This is a genomic window from Sphingobium sp. LMA1-1-1.1 (genome assembly GCF_040676365.1).
Lineage (GTDB): Bacteria > Pseudomonadota > Alphaproteobacteria > Sphingomonadales > Sphingomonadaceae > Sphingobium.
Window position 1 is genome coordinate 447,572 of the sequence record NZ_JBEGHS010000012.1, and the last position, 26,525, is coordinate 474,096.

Consider the following 26,525-nt stretch of genomic DNA (forward strand, 5'->3'; position numbering starts at 1 on the left):
AAAAGAAGGCAGGACGAGGATGACGGGAGAAAAGGGGGACATCAGACGCCTGCTGGATGAGGCGCCGATGGCGCGCTCGCAGATCGCGGCGATCATCCTGTGCGTTCTGCTCAACGCGCTGGACGGTTTCGACGTGCTGGCGATCAGCTTCGCCTCGCCCGGCATTGCGGCCGAATGGCGCGTGGACCGCGCCGCGCTCGGGCTGGTGCTGTCGATGGAGCTGATCGGCATGGCGGCGGGATCGGTACTGCTGGGCGGGCTTGCCGATCGCATGGGCCGGCGCCCGACGATCCTCCTCTGCCTGGTCATCATGGCAGGCGGCATGCTGGCCGCCACGCAGGCTTTCAGCATATTTTCCCTGTCCGCCATCCGTCTGGCGACGGGCCTTGGGATCGGCGGGATGCTTGCGTCCACCAATGCGATGGTGGCGGAACTCTCCAATGCCCGGTCACGCAGTCTGGCGGTGGCGGTCATGGCGGCCGGATATCCGATCGGCGCGATCGCCGGCGGTTCCATCGCCTCCCTGATCCTGGTTTCGGGCGAATGGCGCAACGTGTTCCTGTTCGGCGCCATCATGACGGGCTTCTTCCTGCCTCTCGCCTATATGTTGCTGCCTGAATCGATCGGCTTCCTGCTCCAAAGGCGGCCCGAGGGCGCGCTAGGGCGCGTCAACGCGCTGCTCGTCCGCTACCGGCATCAGCCGGTGAGCGCCCTGCCTCCACCCGACGGGATCGCGCCCAGGGCATCGGTCGCGGCGCTGTTCGCGCCTGGGCTGGCTCGCGTCACCATCCTGCTGACGGCCGCCTATTTCGCGCATATCATGACCTTCTATTTCATCCTGAAATGGGTGCCCAAGATCGTGGTCGACATGGGATATGCTGCGTCCGCCGCGGGCGGAGTGCTGGTCTGGGCCAATGTCGGCGGCCTGGCCGGAGCGATGCTGTTGAGCCTGCTGAGCTGGCGGATCAGCATTCGGGCGCTGGTCATCGCCGCGATGCTGGCTTCCACGGTCATGGTCACGATCTTCGGCCAGGGGCAATCCAGCCTCTCAGGCCTTGCCGGTGTGGCAGCGGCGGCCGGCTTCTTCACCAATGCGGGCGTGGTGGGCCTTTATGCGATCATCGCGCAATCCTTTCCAACCTCCGTGCGCGGCGGCGGCACCGGGGTAGTGATCGGCTTGGGCCGGGGCGGCGCCGCGCTGGGGCCAATCATCGCCGGTTTCCTCTTCAGCCTGAATTTCGGCCTGCCCATCGTCGCGCTCGCCATGGCGCTGGGATCGCTGACGGCGGCGGGCGCACTGCTGCTGCTGCGCCCTGTGCAATCATAGGCGGCGATGAATCGGCCACCGACGCATGTGCGATCTGCCGCACAGAGAGAGGTCGGCTGGCCGTTCGTCACGGCCTTGGCCCCGGCCGCCCGCCCGAGCCCGAGACATGATCAGGGAGCTGATGCCGCCGCCCGAACGGACCTTGCCTACCCCTCAAATGGCAAGTCCCGGGACGGATCGGCATTCAGCCCGTTGCCCGACAGGCAACAGGCGTGATCCATCAGAAGCGGGGAATGGAGGCGAGCCAGTCGCTCGCTCCATCGTCAAACACGATGCCTTCGACAAAGTGGCCCAACAGGTTTCGCATGTCGCAATAATAATAGCTGCCCACCCCGTCGACATCACCGCGGATCGGCAGCGTCCGGCCCGATGCCTGGAGCTGGTCCAGTTCCGCATCGAATGCCTCTCGCGTCGCAAAGCGCCGGCAAAGATGATGGAACCGAACGACAGGGCCTTCAGCCTGGGGCAGGCCCTCCACGTAAATGGCCACGTCCCCGTCGATCGGTTGAATGATCTCGATTTCCGTCGCGCCGACATAGGCCAGGGAAACATGGCAATGCGCTTCGCGGCCCGGCCCCGTGGGGTAGCGTATGTCGCGCATCTCCAGAAAGCGCGCTATGCCATGGGTGCCGGCGAACTGCGCCTGCGCCCTGTCGATATCGCGGGTGACATAGGCGACCTGGAAGAAACCTGGATAAGGCGGCGTGTCGGCTGGCATCATTTTCTCCTATGTAATCGGCTTGTCATTGCGGCTCCAGCCGATCCGCTGCTTCCCGCGCCGGCGCTCCATTCCCGGAAACCCACGCGACGCTCCAGCGGCTGTCCCTGGATCATCAAGGTCAGGCAGCCTCCTCCACCGAACGGCTGATCGGGGTGGGCGCCTTGTGCCATTGCCCCCCCTTCATCACCGCCCGGAGCGCCCTGGCATCGGCGAGGAGCCGCGGATCAACAATGGGATCGCCGTCGATCAACAGCATGTCAGCCAACATGCCCGGAGCAATCCGCCCGGCGCCCTTGCCCATCAGCTCGCCTCCATTGGCGGTCGCGGCGTACAGCGCTTCAGCCGGCGTATAGCCGAGGTAGCTCACGAAATGCTGCACGTCACGGGCATTGGCGCCATTGGGCTGCCAGGGCATGCCATAATCGCCGCCAATCACCGCGCGGACGCCCCGGCGCCGTAATTCACTGTGCACTGCAATGTTGCTTTCCATCGCAGGTTCAACACCCATGCGATCAATTGTCGCGCGGTCAAACGGGCTGTCATGCAGCAGACTGTGGTAATATCCTATTGTCGGCGCGACAAAGATGCGATCCTTGGCAGCCTCCAGCATGTCCAGCGCTTCATCGTCGGCAAAGTCGGCATGATTGATGAGCGTGGCCCCGGCGCGCAGTGCCCGCTTGATCGATTCCGCCGAGCGCGCATGGACGCTTACCAGCAGACCTAGTTCCCTCGCCGCCTCTCCGATCGCCTGCGCTTCGTCCTCTGCCAGGGTCGTGGTTCGGCCGGTCGGGCGCGGAAAGAAATCATCGCCCGACATGTTGACCTTCACCACGTCGACCCCCTCGCGAAAACCCAGCCGCACCATCTTGCGGCATGCTTCCGCGCCATCGACGACAGCCGCCGCAACATCGCGCCGCTGATGCAGTTGCGCCGTGTCGTTAAGCCCGCCGGTCGCAGTCAGGGTGGGCGTCGAGGCCAGCAGGCGCGGCCCCGGAATGCGCCCCGCCTCGATTTCGTTGCGGATCACGATCTCCGATCGCAGCTTGGGCGATCCCGCACCGATCACACCTGTGAAACCCGCATCCAGCATGATCCGCGCATTGTGCATCGTGATAAGAACAGTTTCTTCAGGCGGGGTGTCCTCTATCTCGTAAGCATAGGTGACTGTCGGAAAGCTGAGATGACCATGCGCATCGATCAAGCCGGGAATCACTGTCGCGCCGCTTGCGTCCACCTCTTGCGCGCCGGCCGGCGCAGGCGTGCCAGGCAGCTGCGTAGCTGCAATTCGGTCGCCCGTCACCAGCACGTCCGCCCGCTCGCGAACATCGCCGGTCTCGCCGGACCAAATATGTCCGCCCCTTATTATCCATGATTGTGCCATGTCCACCTTCCCTTCGCGCATCCCGTGAATGCGCTGCCACCCTCCCGCGACGATCGCTCCTCGACAGCAGGTCCGGGCGGGACCAATGCGGTGCAGGGCGTTTCCCATTCTGGCATAATGGAATGGACATGGCGACATCTTCGACCGGGAGAGTGGCATGAAGAAGGCGGCACCCCATGAAACTGATATCAGCCGCATCACGACATGCCGGATCTGCGCCGGCCAATGCGGCATCATCGTGGAGCTCGATGCGGCGGGCCGCGTCGATCGCGTCCGGGGCGATCCCGATAATCCGCTTACAAGGGGCTATGCCTGCATCAAGGGGCTGACGCTCGGCGAGGCGCACAGCAGCCCCAATCGCATCCTGCACCCTTTGCGGCGCACCGACGATGGCCGCTTCGTCCAGGTGGGGATGAACGAAGCGCTGGACGAGATCGCCGAACGGTTGGGGAAGATCCTGGCCGAGCATGGCCCGGATGCGGTCGCCGGCTTTCGCGGCACCATGAACTACACCAACAGCCTGGCAGCGCATATGTTGCCGGCCTGGCTGGCGGCGATGGGATCACACAGCTTCTTTTCGACCATGACCATAGACCAGTCCGCCAAGTGGATAACCGCAGACCGGCTGGGCGTGTGGGAGGCTGGCAAGGACCCCTATGAAAACGCCGAAGTCCTGCTGGTCATCGGCGCCAATCCATTCGTGTCGCTATCCACTTTCACCATGGTGATGCAGAACCCGGTCAAGGCCCTGAAAGAAGCCAAGGCACGCGGCACGCGCCTGCTGGTGATCGATCCCCGCCGGACGGAGACGGCCGCCTTTGCCGACCGATTGCTGCAGCCGCTGCCGGACGAAGATGCGGCGTTGGTCGCGGGCATGTTGCGCCTGATATTGGAGGAGAATTGGGCCGACAGGGAGTTTTGCGAACATAATGTGGAGGGCGTGGAAGCGCTGCGGGACGCCCTTGCACCTTTCACTGTCGACCATGTGGCGCAGCGTTGCAACATCGCGGCCGAAGACCTGGTCGCGATCACCCGCGACTTTGCCGAACCGCATCCTGACGGGCGGCGCAAGCGGGGCGCTGCAGCATCGGGCACCGGGGCGAACATGGGCGCCTTTTCCAATCTCACGGAACATCTTGTCGAATGTCTCAATGTGCTGTGCGGCCGGTTCGCGCGAGAGGGCGATGCGATCGGCAATCCGGGTGTGCTGGGGGCTCGCTGGCCGCGCCGCGCGCAGGCGATTGCGCCAACGCGCGGCTGGGAAAGCGGTTGGCGTGACGCCTGGGGATACGGCCTTCTGATGGGTGAGCGCATGAGTGCCATCCTTCCGCAGGCGATCCTGGGAACCGGGACAGGCGCTGTTCGCGCGCTCGTGGTGGATGGCGGCAATCCCGTCAATGCGTTGGCGGAAACCGCCGAAACAGCAGCGGCCTTCGGCAATTTGCAGTTGCTGGTATCGATCGACCCTTTCCTCAACGAGACGTCGCGGCTCGCCCATTTCATCCTGCCGCCGCCGATGATGCTGGAACGGGCCGATATACGCAGCCGCGACTGGGAGAGCTACACCCTGCACGAACCCTTCCACCAGTTCGCGCAAATGGTTGCCCGGCCGCCTGAGAACAGCGAACTGATCGAGGATTGGCAGGTCTTCTGGGAACTCGCAAAGCGCACCGGCCACAAGATCATTTTCGACGACGTGCCGATCTCCATGGAGACCCGCCCTGAGACCGAGGACCTGTTCCGTATCCTCCTGCGCCATTCGGCCTTCCCGGCGGAGGATCTGCTGGCGGAAAAGCGGGGGGTCGTGTTGCGCGGGGATCCCATGTGCGTCAAACCCGCCGAGCCCTGCCCGCCCCGCTTCCAGGTGGCGCCGAGCGACGTCCTGGCTGAACTTGAGACGCTGGCCGGGGTCCGTCGTCAAACCTCTGCACTACGCCTTGTCTGCGGACGGGTGCGACATGTGCAGAACAGCATGTACCATGACCTGCCATCGATCGCGCGGCGCATGCCCGAAAACCCGCTCAGCATGCATCCCGACGACATGGCTTCCCGGGGACTCGTCCCTGGTGCCCTTGCTCGCGTGCGCTCGGCACATGGTGAGCTGCGCGTCACGGTGGCCCCGGACCGCAATCTGCGTTCAGGCGTCGTGACCATGCCGCACGGTTGGGGCGACGGGCGAGGCGCCAATGTGAACAGCCTGACCAGCCTGATCCAAGGCCGCCAGACCATCAATGCCATGCCCATTCTCAGCGGCTTCGATGTGATGGTGGACCCCGTTGATCGGAATGCCGGACAAGGTGGCCCAGGTAATTGAAGACGCCCGCCGCAATCTTGGGATCGCGGCGGCGATAGGCTCGTATATCCATACATATACCGCTATATTTTCCATACATAATATTCTATGTCGGCATCAGCAATGACGATTCGGAACAGACCCATGACCAACGGTAGCGACAAATTCCAATGGATCCTCAGCAAAGGGTGGCATGGCGACTGCCCGCGCTGCGGCGAGGGGCGGATGTTCGCATCCTGGCTCAAGATCGCGCAGACCTGCGACCGCTGCGGCCTGGACTATCGATTCGCCAGTCCGGACGACGGCCCGGCCTTTTTCTCGCTCTGCATCATCGCCTTTCCGCTCACCTTCATGGTGGTGTGGTTGCAGGTCGCCTTCACGCCACCATGGTGGGTCCATATGTTGGTCTCGGCTCCACTCATGATCCTGGGTTGCCTGCTGCCTTTACGACCGATCAAAGGCTGGCTTGTCGCGTCGCAATATGTGAACAGGGCACAGGAAGCGGGCACGGAAAAGGTCTGGGCGCATCTCTATGGCAACGGCTCCGGCAAGGCCTTTGACGATTGATGGCCTTTTGTCTGGATTGTGAAGGCATGCAGTTCAAGGATTGATCCATGCAAAACTGGATGCCCGACATAGATGGAGTGGCAGGGCCGAAATATCTCGCGATTGCCCATGCAATGATGCTGGATATCAAGGCAGGCAGGCTGACCGCGGGCGTGCGCCTGCCCCCGCAACGCGTCCTTGCCGATGCGCTGGACATTGACCTGACGACCGTGACCCGCGCCTATGGTGAAGCGCAGCGACTGGGCCTTATCGAAAGCGATGGCCGTCGCGGCAGCTTCGTACGGGAACAAAGGGTCGAAACACCGAAATATGCGCTCGCCAGGCTGGGCGACGCGGGTATGAACGCACCGCCCGAACAGGCTGGCAGCCTGCTGTCGAGAGAATATAGGCGCACCGCCGAAGCCTTGCTCGGCGATCATGAGTCACTTTCCCTCTCCTATCCGCCGCGAGGCGGAATGCCGGCTACGCGAGAAGCCGGCGCCCAATTGCTGCAGAAGCGCGGCATACCCTGCCTGGACGACACTGTGCTGGTCACAGCCGGCGGCCAACATGCGCTCCACGCGATATTCAGCGCCGAGTTGCGGGCAGGAGACGTGCTGGCAGTGGCCGGCAATGTCTATCCGGGAGTGCTCGCGCTCGCTCGCCGCTTCGACATCCGGCTGGTCGCGATCGGCTCGGACAGCGAAGGCATTGATCCCGATGCGCTCGACGCCCTTTGCCGGACCGCCGAGCTCAGGGGAGTCTATGTCGTTCCGACCAACGACAATCCGACAACGGCGACGATGTCGGTAAGCCGTCGCAAGGCGATCGCCGCCGTTGCGCGACGCCATGGGCTGATCGTGATCGAGGATGACGCCTATGGCCTGTTGCCGAAAGACCCGCTGCCACCCATCGCTTCCTTTGCACCAGAGCAGAGCTGGCACATTGCGAGCACGTCCAAGATCCTGTCCCCGGGTCTTCGCGTCGCCTGGCTTTGCGCGCCCGGCGTGGCCGATGCCTGGCGGCTGGCGGCCGATGTCCATGACACCGCCATCATGGCCCCGCCGCTCAATGCCGCAATAGTGGCGAGATGGGTCGGGGACGGCCTGTTCGAGCGCCTTGTCGCCGAAATTCGCAGCGAGGCTGCCGCAAGGCAACTTCTCGTACGGAAATGGCTCCATGAAGGCAGCTTCCGGGCCCATGAAACAGGCTATCATCTTTGGGTGCCGCTTCCTGCCGACATCAATGGCGCCGCGGTGATGGAGGCGTTGCGACCGCATGGGCTGTCGGTCGTGGGCGGCGAGGCTTTTGCCGTCGATAGGTCGGCGGCGGCGCCGGCACTGCGCATCTCGATCGGTGGAGCGCTGACGCGGGATCGGCTTGAAAAGGGCATCCGGCTGCTGGCCGCCCTGATCGGACCGGAAGCCTCGGCACGCATTCCATTGGTTTGAGGGATGGGCGTTTGGCGTGACGCCGCAACAAGCGCCCTGGTTCCACCCTGTCGCCGACGGGCATGACCCGCCTCATCGCCGCCATGTTGTGGATCGGCCCGGTTCATCCCATCGGGAAGCAATGGACGAAAGATCAGGCGTTGACCGCATTCACCCGAGCGTCTTCAAGCATATTGCATCAATGAGCGCGCGAAAGTTCGCGAAGTAATGTCTACATCCAGATACCAGGTGCCGTCGGCCGAACTGGATGCGAATTGTTCCACCTGAATGATCAGGAGATGGGCCGCCGCGCGACGTTCTTCCCGTTCCTCGCGATTGCTGATCGCAAGGTCCAGTCGACGGAAATTCTGCCCCAGGATCTCCGCATATTTATCGCGAGCCCTGACGAACCGCCGCATCAGATCAGGATCCAGTGCGACAGCCAGACGCATGAGCCGGACGATACCGGCTTGCTCCTGGCTCGTTTCCCCCACTTTTCTGAACCACAGGGCAACTTGCTCCACATCGGGCCGGCCGAGTTGCGCCAGATCCTGGAAATGGCGCATCCTGCGTTCGATATGGTCATCGGCCAGCGCAGCAAGCAAGGCGATCTTGTTCTCAAAATAGGTGTAGAAGCTGGCGCGGCTGATCCGGGCCGCACCCAGCAGATCCTCGACACTTGTCTGGAGGAACCCGCGCTCGACAAACAGGCGCGTCGCCGCCATGACAAGGCGAGTTCGCACATCCCCCTGCGATTGTCCTCGCGGCCCGCTTGCCCGCCGACGCGCCGCCGCAGTGCTGACAACCGGCGCACCACAGGTCGATTCTGCCGCCAATGTCATCCTACGCCCATATCCTACGCCCATGTGATGTTTTGACGATTATGGCCGCAAGCCGCCCCGACTGGCAAGCTTGTCATTGACCACCATACAAGTTGTATGGAATCTCGCCCGGCAACCCAAGGCCATAAAATACAAGGGCTGCGCGGGAGGAGCAGGATCGTGACAAGGCGCCCATCTTCATATGGGACGACCAGCCAAAGCGCTGGGGAGTCCGCCGGCATATATCGTGGCTGGGCCGTCGTCGCACTTTGCTTCGCCATGCTGATGCTGGGCGCCGGGCCTGTCTATTATGCCTACGGCAATTACGCCCTGGCTTTCGCCCAAAGCTTCAACGCGGATCGGGCCACCATCAACATCGGCTACACGATGGTGCTGCTGCTGGGCAATCTCGGCTCGGCCCCCGTGGGAATGATGGCCGAGCGTTGGCCGATCAGGGGCGTTGCGCTTTTGGGCGTGCTGGGCACCGCCGCCGGTTTCGCACTGGTGTCGACCGCCTCCTCGATCCTGCAGGTCCTGCTGGTGTTCAGCACGCTTATCGCCCTGGCGGACATCTGCATCGGTACCGTGGTCACGAACATCCTGGTGTCGCACTGGTTCGAAAGACGTCGCGGCCTGGCGATCGGCCTCTCCGTGATCGGGACCGCAGTTGCCGCCATCATCTTTCCACCACTGACGGACATTCTGTTTTCGCGCTTCGGCTGGCGCGCGACTTTCCTGATCTACGCGGTCCTGATGCTGGTGTTGATACCGCCGATCTGGTTCCTGGCGCGACTGCCAGACAACATAACCGAGCATGAGCGGCTTCCCCTCGCCCTTCGCCGGCCCGGCGGCCCGCCCATCAGCCTTAGTGAAATGTTCCGTTCCCCTGCCTTCTGGATCGTCACGCTGACGATCGGGGCCATGATCGGGGCCAATACAGGGACCATGGTTTCGATCGTCGCCTTTGCCGTATCGCGCGGCTTCAGCAGCCTGGAAGGTTCAGCCCTGCTGTCCGTGATCGGCGCAACGTCGGTGGCGGGAAAGCTGGTATTCGGCATTGCCGCTGACAGATTGTCGCCCGTCATTGCGCTGCGCATCGGCCTGGCCCTCATGGCATCCGGTCTGATCGTCCTTGCGACCGGCCTGCTCTACCCGATGCTGTTCGGGGGCGCGATGCTGTTCGGCTTTGGCCTTGGCGCGATGCTGCCAGTCTGGGGCGGGATCGTCGCGAAGATCTTTGGCCTGGGCAGCTATGGACGCGCACTGGGATGGACGCGCGCGGCGATGGCCCCCATCAGCATGGTCTGCCCGATATTCGCCGGACTGATTTCCGATGCGACGGGTGACTATGCGCCGGTATGGATGATGTTCGCCGCGCTGCTGGCGCTGTCCTTCGCCTTGACTTTCGCGGCGCCGGGTTGGTGGCGCCCAGGGCATGCATCCACCGAAATATAATCTGAACATCAAAAAGGGGAGGAAGATGATGAAGATATCGGCATCCATATTACTGCAAGCTGCGAGCGGGATCGCCTTGTCCGCCGCGACGCCGGCCTGGGCGCAAAATCAACCCATTTCAGCCGCTCAGGCGCCTGACGGTTCGGAAGACATAGTGGTGACGGCCCGCCGGAAGGAGGAGCGGCTGATCGACGTCCCGGTGGCCGTGACCGCCAAAAGCGGCGACGCTCTGCGCGCGGAAGGGGTGCAGACGCTGCTGGATCTTGGGCGTGTCGCCCCATCGCTTACTGTCTCCCAGTCGCCGCGCGGGTCCAACACGCCCAGCTTTACCATGCGCGGTCAACGCGTGATCGACACCTCGCTGGTGCTGGATCCCGTGGTCGTCAATTATTTCAACGAGGTCCCCTTCATGCGGCCTCAGGGTTTGAATGCGGCGCTGTTCGACATCCAGTCGGTGCAGGTGCTGCGCGGGCCGCAGGGAACGCTGTTCGGCCGAAATACAACGGGCGGTGCGGTGCTGGTGACGACCGTCCAGCCCAGCAATGCAATGGAAGGCAATTTCGAAACAACGATGGGCAATCTGGGGCTGCTCGACGCCAAGGGTGCTTTCAACATCCCGCTTGCCGAAGGCGCCGCGCTCCGTATCGCCGGGACGATCCGCACGCGCGACGGGTTCATGCACGATCGGCAGACCGGATTTGATGCCAATAGCCAGAACTACAAGGCGGTGCGGGCCACGCTGAAGCTGGAACCGGCGGCAGGCGTTACCAGCACCTTCTACGCCAATTATTTCCAGTCCAAGGATCATGGCACGGCCAACGTCATCTATGCCGTCAATCCTGCCATTGCGTCGCTGGCCCCCGTTCTCCCGACGCTGAATGCGCAGGTGGCGGCAAACAAGGCGGATCCGTGGAGCTTCAACAATAATGACGCCCCGCTGGAAACCGCCAAAACCTATGACTTCTCCAACATCTCGACCATCAATCTATCCGATTCCCTGACTCTCAAGAATGTTGCAGGGTATCGGAAGATCAATACCTTCTCGAAATGGGATATTGACGGATCATCCCTGTTTCTGCTGCGGTTCAAGGGTGAATCGCACATTCGGCAATTTAGCGATGAATTGCAGTTGCAGGGCAACAGCCGCGCCTTCGACTGGATTGTCGGCTTGTTCTATTTCAACGAGAAAGGCAGCGACATCGCCACCAGCAATCTTCCATCTGCGCCGACCGTCGATCGCCCATCCGGTGTCTATGCGAAGAATATCAGCTACTCGGCCTTTGCGTCGGGCACATACCGCTTTGGCGAAACGGGGCTTTCGCTCAACCTCGGCCTTCGCTACACCCATGACAAGAAAGCCAGCGACGGCCTGCAGATGACCGGCAGCAACTGCACTTTCAGGCTGCTCGACGGGACGGTCATCGCACCCCCTTGCCTGTTCCATCAGGAAGTTTCGTTCAACGAACCGAGCTGGCTTGCCAGTCTCAACTACAAGTTCAACGACGAACTGATGATCTATGCCGCGCACCGTCACGGTTATCGCGCCGGCGGATTGCAGTCCCGCGCCACTACGGAGGCAGCGGCGATCCCCTATGACCCTGAGAAGGTCAACGACGTCGAACTTGGCCTGAAGTTGGACACCGATCTGGGCGGCGGAGCAAAGCTGCGGTTCAACGTGGCGGCTTATGAGGCCTGGTACAAGGATATCCAGCGACAGGTCAGCTTCGTTTCGCCGACCAGCGGCACATTGGTGTCCTCCATCTTCAATGCGGCGCGGTCCCGCATCCGTGGTGTGGAAGTAGAGGCGACGCTCCAGCCGGTGACGGGTCTCAGCTTGTCGGGTAGTTTCAGCTATACCGACCCGAAATATAAGAGCTTCATCAATAATGGCGTCGACGTCGCGGCCATCACGCCCTTCGGTTATATTCCCAAATATACGGCGAACGCCCAGGTCAGCTATACCTTGCCAGCCGATGACAAGGGCGGCGAAATTGTCGGTACGGCGGGATACAGATATCAAAGCCGCTATTATTCAGCGGATGTTGTCGTACCCGTGGGAGGCTATATCAATGGGTGGGATCTGGTCAATCTACGCCTGGATTACAATAATATCGGCGGCAGCGGGATCGGCCTGTCGGCCTATGTCAACAATCTGTTCAACAAGGCCTATTTCGCCTACGCGACCAACCTGACGGCTTCCAGCGGATATGCCACGGGCCTTCGCGGTGATCCGCGCATGTATGGGGTTTCCGCACGGTTCGAATTCTGAGGTCCGATCGCGAGTGGAGGCTTCGCTTGATACCGGCCTTCACTCGCGAGCACTTCGGATCATGCGTGGTGCCGCAAGTCAGGACGAAACCGGCTCCGCCACCTGCCGGCGAGCCAGCACCATTCCGAACGCGATGCCGGCCCCGATCAACCCGACAAGCGCGCCGAACAGCAGGAACACGCCGCCCAGACCAGCCACGGATCGCAGCCATGCCGCCAGTAACGGAAAGGCCAGTTGCGCGCCGAACATCACGCCATTGGCGAGGCCGATGGCCTGTGCGGCGAGATGAGGCGGACTGAATGCGACAGCCGAGGCGCTGACATTGGGCGCCATGAGCGCAACCATCGCGCTGTTGGCGACGACAGCGACAGTGAACAGCATCATGTTGGTGCTGATGCCGGCCAAGACCAGCGCGGCCCCCATCGCAAGCATGGCGACCGCCCATAGGCCGCGAATGCCCAGCACGGCGTGCATCCGGCCATAGAGGGCCGATGCGCAGACGGCGGCGATCGAACCACATGTCGCCGGGACGGCGAACAACCGGGTATCGCTGATCCCCAGTTGCACCAGATAGAGCGGCGCATAGATCGGCCCGATCAACATGCCCATGCCCGCCATGGCCGCCAGGACGAGAAGGCCGATCATCGCCGCATTGAGCAGACCGCGATCCCGCGCCGCGTCCAGCCGGATGGCCGCGTCCTGCGGCGCCGCCATGCCGAGCGTCCGGGGCAATGTCATCGCCAGGGGCACGGCCACCAGAGCCATAAGGTTCACCAGAAAGGCCGGTTGCCACCCGAAATGCCCGATCGCGCCGATCAACGGGAACAGGATGATCGCCGTCGCCCCGCCGACCACGGAAAACAAGCCGAACAGCCGCATCTTCAGACCCTCCGGCAAGGCGCCGATGCCGGCCAATGCACTGGTGAAGACTCCGGACAAGGCAAAGCCGAGCACGAGACGGGCGGCCAATATGCTCCAGAGATCCTGCAGCAACGCCGGGGCGGTGCCTGCAACGGCAAACAGCAACAGGGCGGGCAAGAGAACACGCCGACAGCCAAGGCGCGCGATCAGTGCGCCTGCTATCGGCGCGCCTATGGCGAAGGCGAAGCCGGCCAGCGTCCCGACCAGTTCGGTCAACAGCTTCACATTGGGCGTGTCGATGAACGCGCGCTCAATCTGCGGCAGCACCAGGCCGGGCGAAAACAGGCCGATGGTTGGAAACAGGCCGCAGGCCAGCAAAGCCGCCACCCCTATCTTTGGCAGCACGGCGCCTTCATTCCTCTCGCCCATCATCGGTTCTCCCCGGCATCATGGCCGTTTGGGGCAATGGGGTTCCAGAAAGACGTCGGCCGGTCAATCCAACCGCCCCTTCGCGCCAAAACACCATGTGTGTGATGGACCTTCGCGGCCGATCCGCAGGGTATCAGGGCTGTTCCATCACCTCACCCGATCGGCCGGTGACGGCAGTGCCGATGGAAGCGCAGATGATGAGGCCGATCGCCATCCATTGGGACAGCGTCAGTACCTCGCCCAGCAGGACCAGCGCCATGATGGCGCCGACGGCGGGCTCGGCGCTCATCAAAATACCGAATGTGTTGGCGGGTAGCCGGGGTAGCGCGACCATCTCCAGCGAATAGGGAATGGCGCTGGAGACGATGCCCACGGCTACGCCAAGCAGAAGCACCTCCGGCCTCAACAGCGCAGAGCCGGCATGGACCAGCCCGACCGGGGCGACCAGCAAGGCTGCAACGATCATGCCTCCGGCCGAGGCCGCCGCGCCATGGATGCGCCCGGCATGCCGCCCGATCAATATATAGCCGGCCCAGCATGCCCCGGCCAGAAGCGCCAGAGCGATACCACGCCCGTCCATCCGGGACGATGCGCCCCATAGCGGCAGCAGGCTGGCCAGGCCCGCCACCGCAAGACTGATCCAGAGAAAGTCCAGCTTCCGCCGCGAGGTGAGCAAGGCCACGGCCAGGGGGCCTGTGAATTCGATCGCTATGGCAAGGCCCAGCGGAATATGGGCCAGGGCATTGTAGAAGGACAGATTCATGACGCCCAGCACCACGCCATAAGCCAGCAGGGGGCGCCAACCCGCGCGCCAGTCCAGCCGCCACGGCCTGAACACCAGCGAAAGGATGACCGCACCCACGATGAGGCGCAGCGTCGTCGCGCCTTCGGGCCCGACCAGCGGAAACAGCCGCTTGGCCAAGGAGGCGCCGCAGGTCACCGACAGAAGGGATAGAGAAAGCGCTCCCAGCGCGACGGGATCGACGCGCGCGGTGGTGGGCCGCAGCGCAGCAACACAGGACATGCAGCACTCGAAATTTGTGGACGATTGCCAGCCTGCTAGCGCAAGGGGCCGGATAAGTGCGTTCTTTTTTGTCCCTTTTTCGATAAAATTTATCGCATATCCTGCACGAGCGATGAAAAATGATCCCCTTGATTCGTTCGACAGAAAGCTGATCGAATTGTTGCAGGCCGATGCGCAGCGGCCGGTCTCCGCACTGGCGGAATCCGTCGGCCTGTCGCCTCCCGCCTGTTACCGGCGCATACGCCGCCTTCGCGCAATCGGCATCATCGAACGCGAGGTCGCCATCGTACGCCCGCGAAATCTGGGCTGGCCCCTGTCGATGATCGTCCTCGTCTCGCTGGAACGCGAAAGCGCGCGCACGATGAACGAGATGATGGAGATATTTCGCAACGAGCCTGAGATACTGGAGGCCTGGAACGTCACGGGGGATCATGACTTTGCGCTACGTATCGTGGCCCGCGACATGGAGGGCTATGACAATCTCGCGCAGCGCCTGTTCGCCGCCAATGACGGCATCCGCACGTTCAAGACGCTGGTGATCATTCGCGAGGTCAAGCCGCTCAGCCCGGTCCCGGTCAAGGGACCGTCGTGATCCGGCCAATGTCGGTTACCGCACCGGCCCGCAAATGACGCCGGAGGAGGCGATGGCGTTCGTGCAGGCGCAAAATCACTCCCCTCATCCTGAAGCGTCAGCCGCAATGGCTGGATTTCAATCCGGATCGCCAACGCAGGAGCCTGATCAAATCTTCCATTTTCTCGAACGGTTTGATGCAATTTATCCCACTGAACGGGAAAGCCGGTCCGCTGTAAAGAGATGTTCAACAGGGCGAGGCCATTTCCGGTCCCCACCCGATCAGGAGACAAGACATGATCGAACTGCGTCCTTTCGACAGCCTCGGCAGCGCCAATCACGGCTGGCTGAACGCCAAGCACCATTTTTCCTTCGCCGACTATCATGATCCGGCCCGCATGCACTGGGGCAATCTGCGCGTCTGGAACGACGACACCATCGCCCCCCAGACCGGCTTTCCGCCGCACCCGCACCGCGACATGGAAATCATCACCTATGTCCGGGAAGGCGCGATCACGCATCAGGACAGCCTTGGCAACAAGGGCCGCACCGAAGCGGGCGACGTGCAGGTGATGAGCGCCGGTACGGGCATCCGTCATTCGGAATATAATCTGGAGGATGTGACGACCCGGATTTTCCAGATCTGGATCATGCCCACCCGCAACGGCGAAGCGCCAAGCTGGGGCGCCCGGCCCTTTCCCAAGGGCGATCGCACCGGTCAGTTCGTGACGCTGGCTTCAGGCTATGACAATGATCATGACGCCCTTCCGATCCGCACGGATGCGCGGGTGGTTGCCGCGACGCTGAAGGCCGGGGAGAGCGCGGATTATCCGATCGGTCGTGATCGCAAGGCTTATCTAGTGCCGGCGACCGGCGCGATCCAGATCGACGATGTCCGGATCAACGCCCGCGACGGCGCGGCCATCAGCGATATGGACGTCATCCGCGTCACCGCCATCGAGGACAGCGAGATTGTCCTGGTGGACGCAGCATGAGGCCAGCATGAAGCAAAGGAGGGCCGCGACTCCCTGGTCGCGTCCCTCCTTCGAGCACGTCGGGAGAACCGCCCTGCCGAATATCGCCACGGCCCACCGGGGCGAAATTCAGGTCGCTGTCGTCTCGACGCGGGCGTGGCTGCCCTCCTCGCTCGGGCGGATCTTGCCGCCGAACAGCATCTTCAGCTTTCCGGTCAGCGACACATCCGCTTCCCACAGCTCAGCCTCGTCAATGTCAAAACGCAACAGGGCAAGATTGGGATCGGACTTGCCACCGGGGAACCAGGCTTCCACCGTCGTCGACCACAGCTTGTCGATCATCGCCGGGTCATTGTCGATACGCGCGCGTCCAGCAAGGCAGGCGAAGAAATCGTGCCCCTTGGACACGAACTGGCCCATGGCCGCGCCGCCGCCGGCAAGACGGTTATCCTTGCCGATGAAGAACCAGAGCGTGTCCACCTGATCCCTGTCCAACTGAACGGTGAGCGGCTCGCTATGCTGCCCGCCGCCCGTCAGGCCCATCATCATGAACGGGCTGTCCGACATGCGGGCCCACAGATGTTCCTTCAGCTTCTGCGCATCGGTCATGATCATCTCCTGATTATGGAACCCACTATACGAACGGGACGCGCGAAGGGTCCGATGCGCCAGGCCGGACGCAAGGAGGCCGTTGTCGGCTGAGGTTGCCGATGTGCAGGTCAAATCGAATTTATGGAGGCCGACTATCCATATATTGGCTTTGACCATCACGGCCCACCTGCCCCATCGCTTGCCGCATGGCACAAGGAAGAGAAGCCCCGATGACTGAATTGAGCGACTCCGGCCTGCCCCTGGTGCAACGCGTCGTCACGGGCCATGATGCGCAGGGGCGCGCCATCTTCAAGTCCGAGGACATGACCCCGACGCGGATGATTCCATCGGGCGACGCAGCCTTCCTCCTGCTCTGGACGACCGAAACAGTCCCGGCCGACAATAATGACGAGACGGACGGCCGCGAGCGCGATGCTGGCCTGACATTGAACAGGGGGTCGGTGATCCGCATAGTCGACATGCTGCCCGGAAAGCAGTCCCCCATGCATCGCACCAACAGCATCGACTATGGCATCGTCATGTCGGGCGAGGTCGAGCTGGAACTGGATGACGGCCGGAAAACGCGCATAGGCGAAGGTGGCATCATCATCCAGCGCGGGACCAATCATCTTTGGCGCAACGTTTCGGACAAGCCGTGCCGGATCGCTTTCGTCCTGATCGAGGCGCCCGCCTATCTTCATGATGGCCGGCCTTTGCCGGAAGACAAGCCGGAAGCGGCGCATTGAACCTGTTCGACCTGCACGGCAAGGTCGCGATCATCACCGGGTCAACGCGCGGCATTGGCTTGGCGATAGCCCGCGCCCTTCAGGATCAAGGCGCGAAGGTGGTGATCTCCAGCGAAAATGCGGACGATTGCGACCGTGTCGGCCGGGAGATGGGCACGCTGGCCATTCCCGCCGATGTCACCGATGCAAGGCAGCTTGAGAAGCTGGTCCATGGCACGGCCGATCATCATGGCGGAATCGACATTCTGGTCTGCAACGCGGGGATCACGGGTCGCCCCGGCCCTTTCGCCACGGTCGACATGGACGATTTCGATCAGGTCATGGCGATAAACCTGCGGAGCCAGGTGACGCTGTGCAACCTTGCCTTGCCTCATATTGCGGCGCGGGGCGGCGGCAGCACCATCCTTATTTCCAGCCTTTCGGGCCTGCGCGGCAACAGCGCCATCAACGCCTATGCGCTCGCCAAGGCGGGTGTGGCGCAACTGGCCCGCAATCTTGCGGTCGAGTGGGGGCCGCGCAACGTACGCGTCAACGCAATCTCACCGGGCTTCATCCGCACCGAATTGTCGGCGCCGCTGCTGGCCGACGCTGCCTTCATGCAGCGGCGCATGGCCATGACCCCGCTGCGCCGACCGGGGGAAGTTCATGAGGTCGCCGGGGCAGCCCTTTTCCTGACTTCGGCCGCCGGCGCTTTCGTCACCGGACAGAATCTGGTGGTGGATGGCGGGACATTGATCAGCGACGGAACATGATGCTGAACACCACCGTCATGCAGCCTGCGTGCACAGGAGAAAGACATTTGGTCGATAGCCTGCCATCGATATAATGCGATGGTCGCGCGCCGTGACCTGTTGCAAGGGCAGCATGATTGCAAACAACCGCTTGGGGAGATTCATGGCGATCTGGCGAAGCGGCCGATGCTGCCGCGGGTCAGTGAACATGCCGCCCGATCACCAGGATTACCGGCGTTGTCATGCCGGATGACCGGAACCGCCATCCTAGCCCCCGCCGTCTGAGCACAGCACAGGACTTATCGCAATGTTCGAACCCTTTCCCGGAAATTACATCTGGAACCTTGGCATCAACCTTGCTCTGATCGCCGGGGGCAATCACGGCGAACTGGACGAAGTATGCCGTCCCGTGCGGGAGGCGGCAAAGGCCGGGGCCGATGCCGGATCGTCCCAACTTTTCGACAGTTGGATCGCCGTGGCCGATCAGGTTGCGCGCAATGCCGAAAGGGACGAGGCCGAGGGCTTCCTGCTTTCCGCAGGGGCCAAATATCTGCGCGCGTCCGGCTATTATCTTGGTGCCGAGCGCCTGCAGAGCCGCGATTATGCCCCACGCTGGGCAGCCTATGACAAGGGCCTTGAGCTCTATCACAGGGGCAGCGCGCTCAGCGGCCTGCATGTCGACAAGGTCGAAATCCCCTATGAGGGAACAAGCTATCCGGCGATCTTCGTGCACGATGGATCGGGCACGCCACGTCCGGCGCTGGTTTCGGTCAATGGCCTGGACTCCATGAAGGAGCAGGTCAATATGGCTGGCCACGGCGCGGTCAATCTCGCACGCGGAATGAACACCTTGTTCGTGGACCAGCCGGGCACAGGCGAGGCGATCCGCAAGCGGAATCTGGCCGCCGTCTACGATGCCGAACGCTGGGGCAGCCCCGCCTTCGACTATCTGCTGACCCGCGACGATGTGATCCATTCAAGGATCGGCATTTTCGGCCTGTCCTTCGGCGGTTATCACGCGCCGCGCATCGCCGCCAACGACCCACGCTATGCCCTGTGCGCGGTCATGGGCGCGAACCATGTCTGGGGCCAGCGCCAGCGCGAACGCGTCGCCAATGAGGGCGAGAACCCGGTGCCGCATTATTGGGATCATGTGATGTGGGTATTCGGCATCGATGATCGCGATGCCTTCCTGGAATATGCCGACCAGATCACGCTGGATGGGCAGGTTGCGAAGATCAAGGTTCCGTTCCTGATCACCCATGGCGAAAACGACCGGCAGATTCCGGCCTACAATGCTGAGATGAGCTACGATCAGGCGGTGAACAGCCCCAAGCGAACATTGCGGATATTCACCAAGGATGATTTCGAGGTGGAGCATTGCGGCGCCGACAACGGCACCGGCATGCGCGACTATATCGCCGACTGGTGTGCACAGACTTTCGCCGAGATGCGCTAGGGCATTTTCCAACTTGACCGTTTACGGTCAACGGCTCGGAAAATGCGGCATCAAAAGACGGGAGCTATTTCCTGGCTCGGTACCGATTGCCGGTCAGGACAAGCGGATTGAGGTCCACAAGCAGGAGGGCAACGGCGGCGCTGATCGCCGCTGTTGCCCTCCTGCCATTCAGATCGCGTGCTCGTCATCGGCCGTGAGGCGGGAGAGATCCCCCTCGATTGGCTGCTTGCCCTGCCGTGCACGGCGAAACGGTTCGAAGCTGCTGCGATCGGCGTCGAAGGTCATGTCCCAGGGAATGTTGTCGCCGCGGAAAATGGCCGGCGCATTATGCGACCACAGCAGCGAACCGAACTTGAAGTCCCACGCCCGCGGTACCCAGCTATCGTCCAGATAGTCGGTGTCGGCATGATATTCAGCCTCGCCCGCATGGCCGGGCATCTCGCAATAATAATAGATGGCGCTGGAAATCCGATGGCGCGAAATGCCGCCGGAAGTGTTCATCGTGGTGTTCTTCCAGCCCTTGTTGTCCATGATGTTGGCGCCCAGCATGACCTCGTCAATGTCGTCGCAGCCGAAGGCGATGTGCATGAACCTGAAATGATCCGGCGCGATCGGCAGGTCGCAATTGACCCAGAAGATCGAGTGATGCTCGAACGTGCCGCCCGCGCGCGCAAAGATGCCAGTCCCCTTCGAATGGTCGACATAGCGGAAGCCCAGGTGCCGTTCGTAGAATTCAAAGCTTCCCACATAGTCCGGGCTGAAGAACACGACATGGTTGATGGTCTTTGGGATCGCGCGTTTGCGCCATATACGGTGCTGGTTGAAGCGCGGCCAGTTGGAGGGCGTGTTGACGGGACTCGCCTCCGATACCACGGGGCGCTTGTCCCACAGGCGCAGCGCGATCGGCTGGCCGTCGGGACAGACGCAACGGACCGTGCCGTCCGGATCGCACGTGACCGTCACCTCGTTGGCAAGGCTTGCCGCGATCCGGTCGAGATTCTCGGCCGTGTCCACTCCCCACACGGTCTCCTTCACGCCATCGCCGGGGAACGGGTCAGGTGACGGCAACCGCTCATCGCCATGCTGCAACAGGATGATGCGGCTGCCCGACTGCAGCCGGAACACGGTCTCGCTTTCGCTTGCCGATTCCAATGGCAGGCCGAAATCGGTCCAGAAGCGGGTGTGTTCGGCAAGATCGGCGACACCGAAGACGACGGCTTCGACGCCTAGCACCGCGGGGGTAAGATGATGGGACATGGTTTCTCCCGAATTTGTTTCAGGACATATTCATGCCCAAGCAGAGGCAAGTCCGGAAACGCAAGTTTCCGGACCCAAGCTATCGACGTTACAGATGGATCAGCGCGGAAGTCCGTACGGGCTTAACGCTGGGGGTGGTTCATGCGGTATTCGGCCTCGATCTCGTTGAGATCAATCTCATTGACGGCATTGAGGGTCACGACATTGCCCTCCGGCGCCGGCACCTCTCGCATTGCCGCGGCCTGAAGCCGCTCGGTAACCCAGCGCAGGGCGCGGTCGTTGCTGTTTGCGATGTTCCACTGCACGCTTTCGCGGATCGGTGGGATGGCAAATGGGATTTCGCGCATGACCAGCGGCCTCGACCGCACGACGATATCCGCCATGCGCCGATGCATCGTCGCGATGCGGTTGGTGCCGACGATCAGGCCGGGCAGCGAGAGGAAAGTGGGCGCGATCACCTCGATACGGCGCTGCTGCTTCTGGCGACGCACGAACCAGTCCTCAAATGCCGGAACCCGTTGTTTGCCGAAGCGGGGCGAAACATGGCCAAGCCGGAAATAGAGATCGCGCGTCATCGGTTCGTTCATCGCCGGATTGCTGCGATCACCGACCACGACATAATCGTCCTCGAACAATAGCTGGCTGGGATGGTCGGGCGAAATGGCATAGTCGATCGTCAGCAGCAGATCGACATAGCCCCGCTCGATCGCCTCGATCGGACTGTCGTTCATCGGCTGAATTTCGAAACGCATCTGTGGCGCTTCCTTCTCCAGCTCGGCCAGAGCGCCGGCCAACAGCACCTCGGTCGAATAATCCGAGGCCATGATGCGGATCATGCGGTCCGTCGTCATCGGGTCGAAGGGCGGCGCGACCGCAACCGTGGTCCGGATCTGTTCCAGCACGGCGCGAACGGGGTCGATCAACTCCTCCGCGCGGGCCGTCAGGATCATGTTGCGTCCCTTGACCACCAGCAGTTCGTCGCCGAAATATTCGCGCAATCGCCCAAGCGCGCTGGACGTGGCCGACTGCGACAGGCACAGGCGATCTGCCGCCAGGCTGACGCTGCGCTCGGTCAGCAACGCGTCGAGCGCCACCAGCAGGTTGAGGTCGAGCCGTCCGAATCGCATCGCCATCTCCAATCGCCCTCAGATCGTTGCGAGGGCGTTGGAGACAAGTGTAGCAAGGTCTCCGTCATGCGCAAAGCCGGCGCGTTCGGCCGCAGGCGTGGCGAGCGGCGGCTGCGCGGCAAAAGCCGCTTCAAGTGCCGCGTCCGGCGCATAGCGCACAAGGTCCGGCGACACGGCGCATTGCCGCGCGATTTCCGCGACAAGGTCCGCCATGCTGATGCGCAGAGCAGGCAGCGTTACGGCGCGGGTCGGCGGCATCAGCCTGGAATCCAGCGTCAGCGCATGAAGGAAGTTGCGCGCGCATTGCCGCACCGACTGCGCCCAGATGCTGCCAGCGGCGGAAACGGGACAGGTAAACCCCTCCCCCGCCCGCAGCGCATGGAACAGGTCCGACATGAAGGCCGACTTCATGCCCGACGGTCCCTTTGGCCGGGCGAGAATACCGGGCAGTCGCACGGTCACCCCATCGATCAGGCCTCGATTGGAAAACATGGCCACGGCATGTTCCATCATCGCCTTATGCCCGCCATAGATCATCCTGGGTGAAAGCGGCGTGGCATCATCGACCTGGGCTGGCAGCGGATCGCCGAACACCGCGATCGAGCTGGCATAGACCACGCGAAGACCGGGCTTCAGCGCCGAAGCCTCGACCAGCAGGTCGTACATCGCGTCGACATTGATGCGGCGCGAAGCGGACGGGTCGGCCTCCGCCGCGCCGCCCGGCACCGTGGCCAGGTGGATCAGCGCGTCGCAGCCGGTGCCGAGCGCTTCGGCCCGAACCGCAGGATCGGCAAGATCCCCCTCAACGGCACGGATGCCGGCGGGAATCCCCCCGGCATCCGTGTCGATCCCGACAAGCGCGTGACCGGCGCCCACCAGCAGGCGGCCAAGTTCCCGCCCGACAAATCCGCCGGCCCCGGTCAGCAGGATATTCACGTCGGCATGCCCCTAGAAATTGCCGGAAAGACGCAGGCCGTAGGTGCGCGGTGCCGAGAAGTGGCCGACCGCCATGCCCAGAGGGGACGCCTGCGGAGCGAGGTTGCGGCGCTTGTCCTCGAGATTGCGGACATATGCCGTCAGCGACCATCCACCGCTGGGATCACGCAGGGTCAGCGCTGCATCCGTCGTCCAGTAGGCGGGAATATTCTCGAACGCGAGATATTCAAATCCTCCCCACTGGCGGTCGCGCCATGCCGTATCGACATTGGCGACCAGTTCCAGTTTTTCGCCCAGCGGCACGATCTGTTCCGCGCCAAGATTGACCGTCCATTTGGGCGAGAACAGTAGAGGGTTGCCCGAACAGTTGAAGTCCTTGACCGGCGCGCCGCCGGCCGTGCCGCCGGTGAAGGTGTACGGGCAATTGAAGTTGTCACGCGGCGCGGCAGTGTAGAGGTGAAGGTCATCATATCTGCTATCGAGATACTGTACCTTGGCATTAAGTGTGGTGCGACCCGTCGGCTTTATGAGTAGATCCACGTCGAAGCCCTTGATCGTGGCCCGACCGGCATTTTCGTTCGAATTGATCAGCGTGCCCGAAGTATCGACGGTGAAATAGGTGATCTGCTGATCACGATATTTCCAGATGAAGCCTTCGAGGTTGAGCTGGACGTGATTGTCAAAGAACCTGTTCTTCGAACCGATCGTGTAGGCGGTGATGAACTCCGGCTTGTAGCTGGTCTTGCTTTCCGTCATCTGCAGGCCGCCGGCACGGTAGCCGCTCTCGACCGTTGCATAGAGCAGATTCTGTGGGCTGAGGTCGAACTCGGCCGAACCCTTCCAGGTCACGCGCGAGAAACCCTTGCTGTCCACCACTGGATTGTAGGTCTTCAAAATGGCGCCCGCGCCCGTCAGCAACGGGAAGACCTGATAGCCCGCCTGATCCGTGCTGCCCGACGCGATCCAGTTGTTGGTCCTCAGCCAGTTTATCGTATCCGTGGTGTTCAGGAAGTTCGGATAATAGGGCATGTTGCCGGGCGTGGCGCAGCCGATGCCGAAGGAGGCAGGCGGCGTCACCAACGCCGGGGGCGGACCGCCGCAGAAGGTGATGAAGTTGTTGATCAGGCCATTGATCGACTTCTTGTCATGCGTATAGCGCGCGCCGCCGATCAACCGGAAGCGGTCTGATATATTGGCGGTCAGCTGGCCAAATCCGGCATAGCTGTCGGTCTTGTGCCGATAATTGACGATCGGGAGAACGAACTCCTGATTATACTGGTTGTTGGCATCGATCTTCTCATTGAAGAAGAACCCGCCCACCACATAGTCGAACATGCCGGTCTTGCCGGCGAGCCGCGCCTCCAGGCTGGTCTGGCGGATTTTTTCGTTCGTCATCGCCGTATTGAAGGCAGGACCGTAGAACAGCGAGTGGTCCTCACTCTCGCGATAGGCGGGGATGATCGTGACCTTGCCGATGCCAGTCGTCCAGTTGAGCTCTGCATTCACGCCCCAATAGGTGCTGTCCTGCCGCTGGTCGCTGTTCATCGCGCTGAGGAAGGCAAATGCCGGGGCGCCAAGATTCTGGTTGCGGAAGGCATTGGCGGCGGGCGTATTGAACCCTTCGCTGGCATCCAGACCCGACGGGAAGAAGGCATAGCCGCCCGCGCCGTCGGGCGCATAGCCGCCGACATAGGATCCGCCCACGCCCCTGCCGCCCAGATGCGTATAATCCGCACCGATGCGAAGCGAGAGATCGTTGGAAGGCTCGATGAGGAATTGCGCGCGCAGCGATCCGCGGCGCAGGTCATCGGTTCCATCGCGATTGTAACCGTCGCGCACCGCATAAGCCGCGCCCAGGCGCAGCGCGCTGATATCGCTGACGCCAAGGTTCACATAGGCATCGGCATCGACCGCATCGTAGTTGCCAGCGCTCACGTTGAACCCGGCGCCATTGCGGCCTATGACCGGCCGGTTCGGGATGATGTTCACCGCGCCGCCGGTGGCATTGCGGCCATAGAGAATGCCTTGCGGCCCCTTGAGCACCTCGACCCGCGCAAGATCATAGAAGGCCGCGCCGAAAACGCCGGCGCCGCGACCCAGCACCACGCCGTCATAGCTTGGCGTCACTGCCGGATCATTATAGCTGCTGGTCGTGACATTGCCGACGCCGCGAATGAAGATGGACGAGATGTTGCCGCCCGGCGATGGCAAGGAGATTGCCGGAACAGCCTTGGTGATGTCGGTCGCGCTGGCGATGCCGCGCTGGGCCAGATCGTCGCCCGAGACCGCGTCGATCGCCAGAGCGGCCTTCTGCAGCGATTCTTCCTTGCGCTGCGCGGTGACAATGATCTCGCTGATGCCGCCATTGTCCGATGCCGCCGATTGCGCCTCCTGGGCGAATGCGGGCGAAGCAAGGGCGATCGCCGTCATTGCCGTGGTGATAAGAAATGCTGTGCGCATAAGGATTCCCCTCCCCTTTCACGATATTTTGCTTGGAGACGGGATAGAGGCTTTCAGGCCGAAACTCCCGCCATTTGTATCAATGCATTCCTATCCATGGTTCGAATGTATGCGCCGCGACGGCACGGCGAAGGTTGCACGAACCTTGCGCATGGATGGTTTTCCATCGACAATTCGAATTTTCCCCCGGAGCTGCAGCCTATTAGGCTACCCAGATGGTATCAGGGCGTCACGGGCGCGGAACAGATCGAGGGAGAGGACATTGGCAAACCGTCTGGCAGGCAAGGTGGCCGTGGTCACGGGCGCCGGCAACGGCATCGGCAAGGGTTGCGCGGAAATCTTCGCCGCGGAAGGCGCGACGGTGATCGGCGTCGATCTTAAAGATGCCGATCGCGCCTGCAACCTTCTCGACGAAGCGGCAACCAACGCGCTGTTCGCCGATATCGGGTCGGAATTCGGCAAGGTAGACATCCTCCTCAACGCGGCGGCCTTTGCCGTCTTCGCCTGGATCGAGGACCTGACCTATGCAGACTGGAGGAAGACGCTCGACGCCGAACTGGACATCGTCTTTCTTCCCACCCGTGCGGCCTGGCCATGGCTCAAGGCCAGCGGGGCGGCGAGCGTGATCAACTTCGCCAGCGCAAATGCGTGGAAGGCGCTCGAAGGCTCGCCCGCCCTCGCCCATTGCGCCGGCAAGGGCGGAGTCCTGGCCATGACGCGCCAGTTGGCGATGGAAGGCGCCCCACACAACATCCGCGCCAACACCATCGCCCCCGGTTTTATCCGGACCGAAGCAACCGGGCGCCATCTCGACGCGCATCCCGAATTCCTCGACATCGTGCTGTCCAAGAACATGCTCAAGTTGATCGGAGAGCCCTCCGACATCGGCTGGTGCGCCACCTGGCTTGCCAGCAACGAGGCGCGCTACGTCACCGGGGCCGACTTTTCGGTCGATGCCGGGGCGACCGCCTGGTAGGATTGGACGCGGGTCATTTGCCGACCGTGGCGGAGAAGGGTGCCCTTGCACCTTCAACCTCCCTCTCGCACCGTTCGCGTGGATGGGTTCCTATCCATTGTTCCAATTTGCCTGTTGCCCATGCTCCGTTCATGCAGAGG

22 protein-coding genes are annotated in these 26,525 nt (G+C 62.4%); 12 read left to right on the top strand and 10 right to left on the bottom strand.

Translation table 11 applies throughout. From position 1 onward, the window contains the following. Positions 1–19 precede the first annotated feature (19 nt). Positions 20–1,327 carry an MFS transporter gene (locus MRBLMA1_RS09480; protein WP_363736364.1) on the top strand — a complete coding sequence of 436 codons (1,308 nt, stop codon included), beginning with the start codon at positions 20–22 and terminating at the stop codon, positions 1,325–1,327. A gap of 220 nt (positions 1,328–1,547) precedes the next feature. Here the strand turns inward: MRBLMA1_RS09480 and MRBLMA1_RS09485 are convergent, their stop codons facing one another. Both MRBLMA1_RS09485 and MRBLMA1_RS09490 read right to left on the bottom strand, forming a co-directional pair. After that, entirely contained in the window at positions 1,548–2,048 is a 501-nt protein-coding gene (locus MRBLMA1_RS09485) for a VOC family protein (protein WP_363736365.1), read from the bottom strand. A gap of 118 nt (positions 2,049–2,166) precedes the next feature. Further along, positions 2,167–3,429: an amidohydrolase family protein gene (locus MRBLMA1_RS09490; protein ID WP_363736366.1), complete on the bottom strand. Its 1,263-nt coding sequence runs from the start codon at positions 3,427–3,429 to the stop codon at positions 2,167–2,169. Between the two features lie 157 nt (positions 3,430–3,586). On the opposite strand from MRBLMA1_RS09490, the gene MRBLMA1_RS09495 reads away from it, so the two are divergent. From MRBLMA1_RS09495 to MRBLMA1_RS09505, 3 genes are all read left to right on the top strand, one after another. Beyond that, entirely contained in the window at positions 3,587–5,743 is a 2,157-nt protein-coding gene (locus tag MRBLMA1_RS09495) for a molybdopterin-containing oxidoreductase family protein (RefSeq protein WP_363736368.1), read from the top strand. A gap of 123 nt (positions 5,744–5,866) precedes the next feature. Continuing rightward, positions 5,867–6,289, top strand: a complete 423-nt coding sequence (locus MRBLMA1_RS09500; protein WP_363736369.1) for a DUF983 domain-containing protein — start codon at positions 5,867–5,869, stop codon at positions 6,287–6,289. Between the two features lie 47 nt (positions 6,290–6,336). Then, entirely contained in the window at positions 6,337–7,719 is a 1,383-nt protein-coding gene (locus tag MRBLMA1_RS09505) for a PLP-dependent aminotransferase family protein (RefSeq protein ID WP_363736370.1), read from the top strand. A 164-nt stretch (positions 7,720–7,883) separates the two neighbouring features. Here MRBLMA1_RS09505 and MRBLMA1_RS09510 read toward each other — a convergent pair whose 3' ends face one another. Next, positions 7,884–8,441 (bottom strand): TetR/AcrR family transcriptional regulator, encoded by a 558-nt coding sequence (locus tag MRBLMA1_RS09510; RefSeq protein ID WP_363736372.1) that lies wholly within the window; start codon positions 8,439–8,441, stop codon positions 7,884–7,886. A 258-nt stretch (positions 8,442–8,699) separates the two neighbouring features. Here MRBLMA1_RS09510 and MRBLMA1_RS09515 point away from each other — a divergent pair, with 258 nt between their 5' ends. Together MRBLMA1_RS09515 and MRBLMA1_RS09520 are read left to right on the top strand one after the other, a co-directional pair. Beyond that, positions 8,700–9,974, top strand: a complete 1,275-nt coding sequence (locus MRBLMA1_RS09515; RefSeq protein ID WP_363736373.1) for an MFS transporter — start codon at positions 8,700–8,702, stop codon at positions 9,972–9,974. Between the two features lie 25 nt (positions 9,975–9,999). Further along, positions 10,000–12,243, top strand: a complete 2,244-nt coding sequence (locus tag MRBLMA1_RS09520) for a TonB-dependent receptor (protein ID WP_363736374.1) — start codon at positions 10,000–10,002, stop codon at positions 12,241–12,243. A 78-nt stretch (positions 12,244–12,321) separates the two neighbouring features. On the opposite strand, the gene MRBLMA1_RS09525 is transcribed toward MRBLMA1_RS09520, so the two are convergent. Then, positions 12,322–13,509 carry an MFS transporter gene (locus MRBLMA1_RS09525; RefSeq protein WP_363736375.1) on the bottom strand — a complete coding sequence of 396 codons (1,188 nt, stop codon included), beginning with the start codon at positions 13,507–13,509 and terminating at the stop codon, positions 12,322–12,324. Between the two features lie 157 nt (positions 13,510–13,666). Then, positions 13,667–14,557, bottom strand: a complete 891-nt coding sequence (locus MRBLMA1_RS09530; protein WP_363736376.1) for an EamA family transporter — start codon at positions 14,555–14,557, stop codon at positions 13,667–13,669. A 112-nt stretch (positions 14,558–14,669) separates the two neighbouring features. Here MRBLMA1_RS09530 and MRBLMA1_RS09535 point away from each other — a divergent pair, with 112 nt between their 5' ends. Together MRBLMA1_RS09535 and MRBLMA1_RS09540 are read left to right on the top strand one after the other, a co-directional pair. Beyond that, on the top strand, positions 14,670–15,149 hold the full coding sequence (locus MRBLMA1_RS09535; RefSeq protein ID WP_133651393.1) for an Lrp/AsnC family transcriptional regulator: 480 nt from the start codon (positions 14,670–14,672) through the stop codon (positions 15,147–15,149). Positions 15,150–15,424: 275 nt separating this feature from the next. Next, the gene (locus MRBLMA1_RS09540) at positions 15,425–16,123 is read left to right on the top strand and encodes a pirin family protein (protein WP_363736377.1); all 699 of its coding nucleotides are present in this window, start codon (positions 15,425–15,427) and stop codon (positions 16,121–16,123) included. 108 nt (positions 16,124–16,231) lie between these two features. On the opposite strand, the gene MRBLMA1_RS09545 is transcribed toward MRBLMA1_RS09540, so the two are convergent. After that, positions 16,232–16,711 carry a pyridoxamine 5'-phosphate oxidase family protein gene (locus MRBLMA1_RS09545; RefSeq protein ID WP_363736379.1) on the bottom strand — a complete coding sequence of 160 codons (480 nt, stop codon included), beginning with the start codon at positions 16,709–16,711 and terminating at the stop codon, positions 16,232–16,234. A 212-nt stretch (positions 16,712–16,923) separates the two neighbouring features. Here MRBLMA1_RS09545 and MRBLMA1_RS09550 point away from each other — a divergent pair, with 212 nt between their 5' ends. From MRBLMA1_RS09550 to MRBLMA1_RS09560, 3 genes are all read left to right on the top strand, one after another. Further along, complete coding sequence (locus tag MRBLMA1_RS09550; RefSeq protein WP_363736380.1) at positions 16,924–17,439, top strand: cupin domain-containing protein; 516 nt, start codon at positions 16,924–16,926, stop codon at positions 17,437–17,439. Continuing rightward, positions 17,436–18,191: an SDR family NAD(P)-dependent oxidoreductase gene (locus MRBLMA1_RS09555; protein WP_363736381.1), complete on the top strand. Its 756-nt coding sequence runs from the start codon at positions 17,436–17,438 to the stop codon at positions 18,189–18,191. The genes MRBLMA1_RS09550 and MRBLMA1_RS09555 overlap by 4 nt, the downstream gene beginning before the upstream one ends. A gap of 286 nt (positions 18,192–18,477) precedes the next feature. Next, positions 18,478–19,629, top strand: a complete 1,152-nt coding sequence (locus MRBLMA1_RS09560; protein WP_363736382.1) for an alpha/beta hydrolase family protein — start codon at positions 18,478–18,480, stop codon at positions 19,627–19,629. A 168-nt stretch (positions 19,630–19,797) separates the two neighbouring features. Here the strand turns inward: MRBLMA1_RS09560 and MRBLMA1_RS09565 are convergent, their stop codons facing one another. The 4 genes from MRBLMA1_RS09565 to MRBLMA1_RS09580 form a co-directional block, all read right to left on the bottom strand. Further along, the gene (locus MRBLMA1_RS09565) at positions 19,798–20,886 is read right to left on the bottom strand and encodes a VOC family protein (RefSeq protein WP_363736384.1); all 1,089 of its coding nucleotides are present in this window, start codon (positions 20,884–20,886) and stop codon (positions 19,798–19,800) included. 122 nt (positions 20,887–21,008) lie between these two features. Continuing rightward, positions 21,009–22,019 carry a LysR family transcriptional regulator gene (locus tag MRBLMA1_RS09570; protein ID WP_363736385.1) on the bottom strand — a complete coding sequence of 337 codons (1,011 nt, stop codon included), beginning with the start codon at positions 22,017–22,019 and terminating at the stop codon, positions 21,009–21,011. 12 nt (positions 22,020–22,031) lie between these two features. Continuing rightward, positions 22,032–22,949 (bottom strand): NAD-dependent epimerase/dehydratase family protein, encoded by a 918-nt coding sequence (locus MRBLMA1_RS09575; protein WP_363736387.1) that lies wholly within the window; start codon positions 22,947–22,949, stop codon positions 22,032–22,034. Positions 22,950–22,961: 12 nt separating this feature from the next. Continuing rightward, complete coding sequence (locus MRBLMA1_RS09580; protein ID WP_363736388.1) at positions 22,962–25,409, bottom strand: TonB-dependent receptor; 2,448 nt, start codon at positions 25,407–25,409, stop codon at positions 22,962–22,964. 262 nt (positions 25,410–25,671) lie between these two features. Here MRBLMA1_RS09580 and MRBLMA1_RS09585 point away from each other — a divergent pair, with 262 nt between their 5' ends. Then, positions 25,672–26,385 (top strand): SDR family NAD(P)-dependent oxidoreductase, encoded by a 714-nt coding sequence (locus MRBLMA1_RS09585; RefSeq protein ID WP_363736389.1) that lies wholly within the window; start codon positions 25,672–25,674, stop codon positions 26,383–26,385. Positions 26,386–26,525 lie beyond the last annotated feature (140 nt).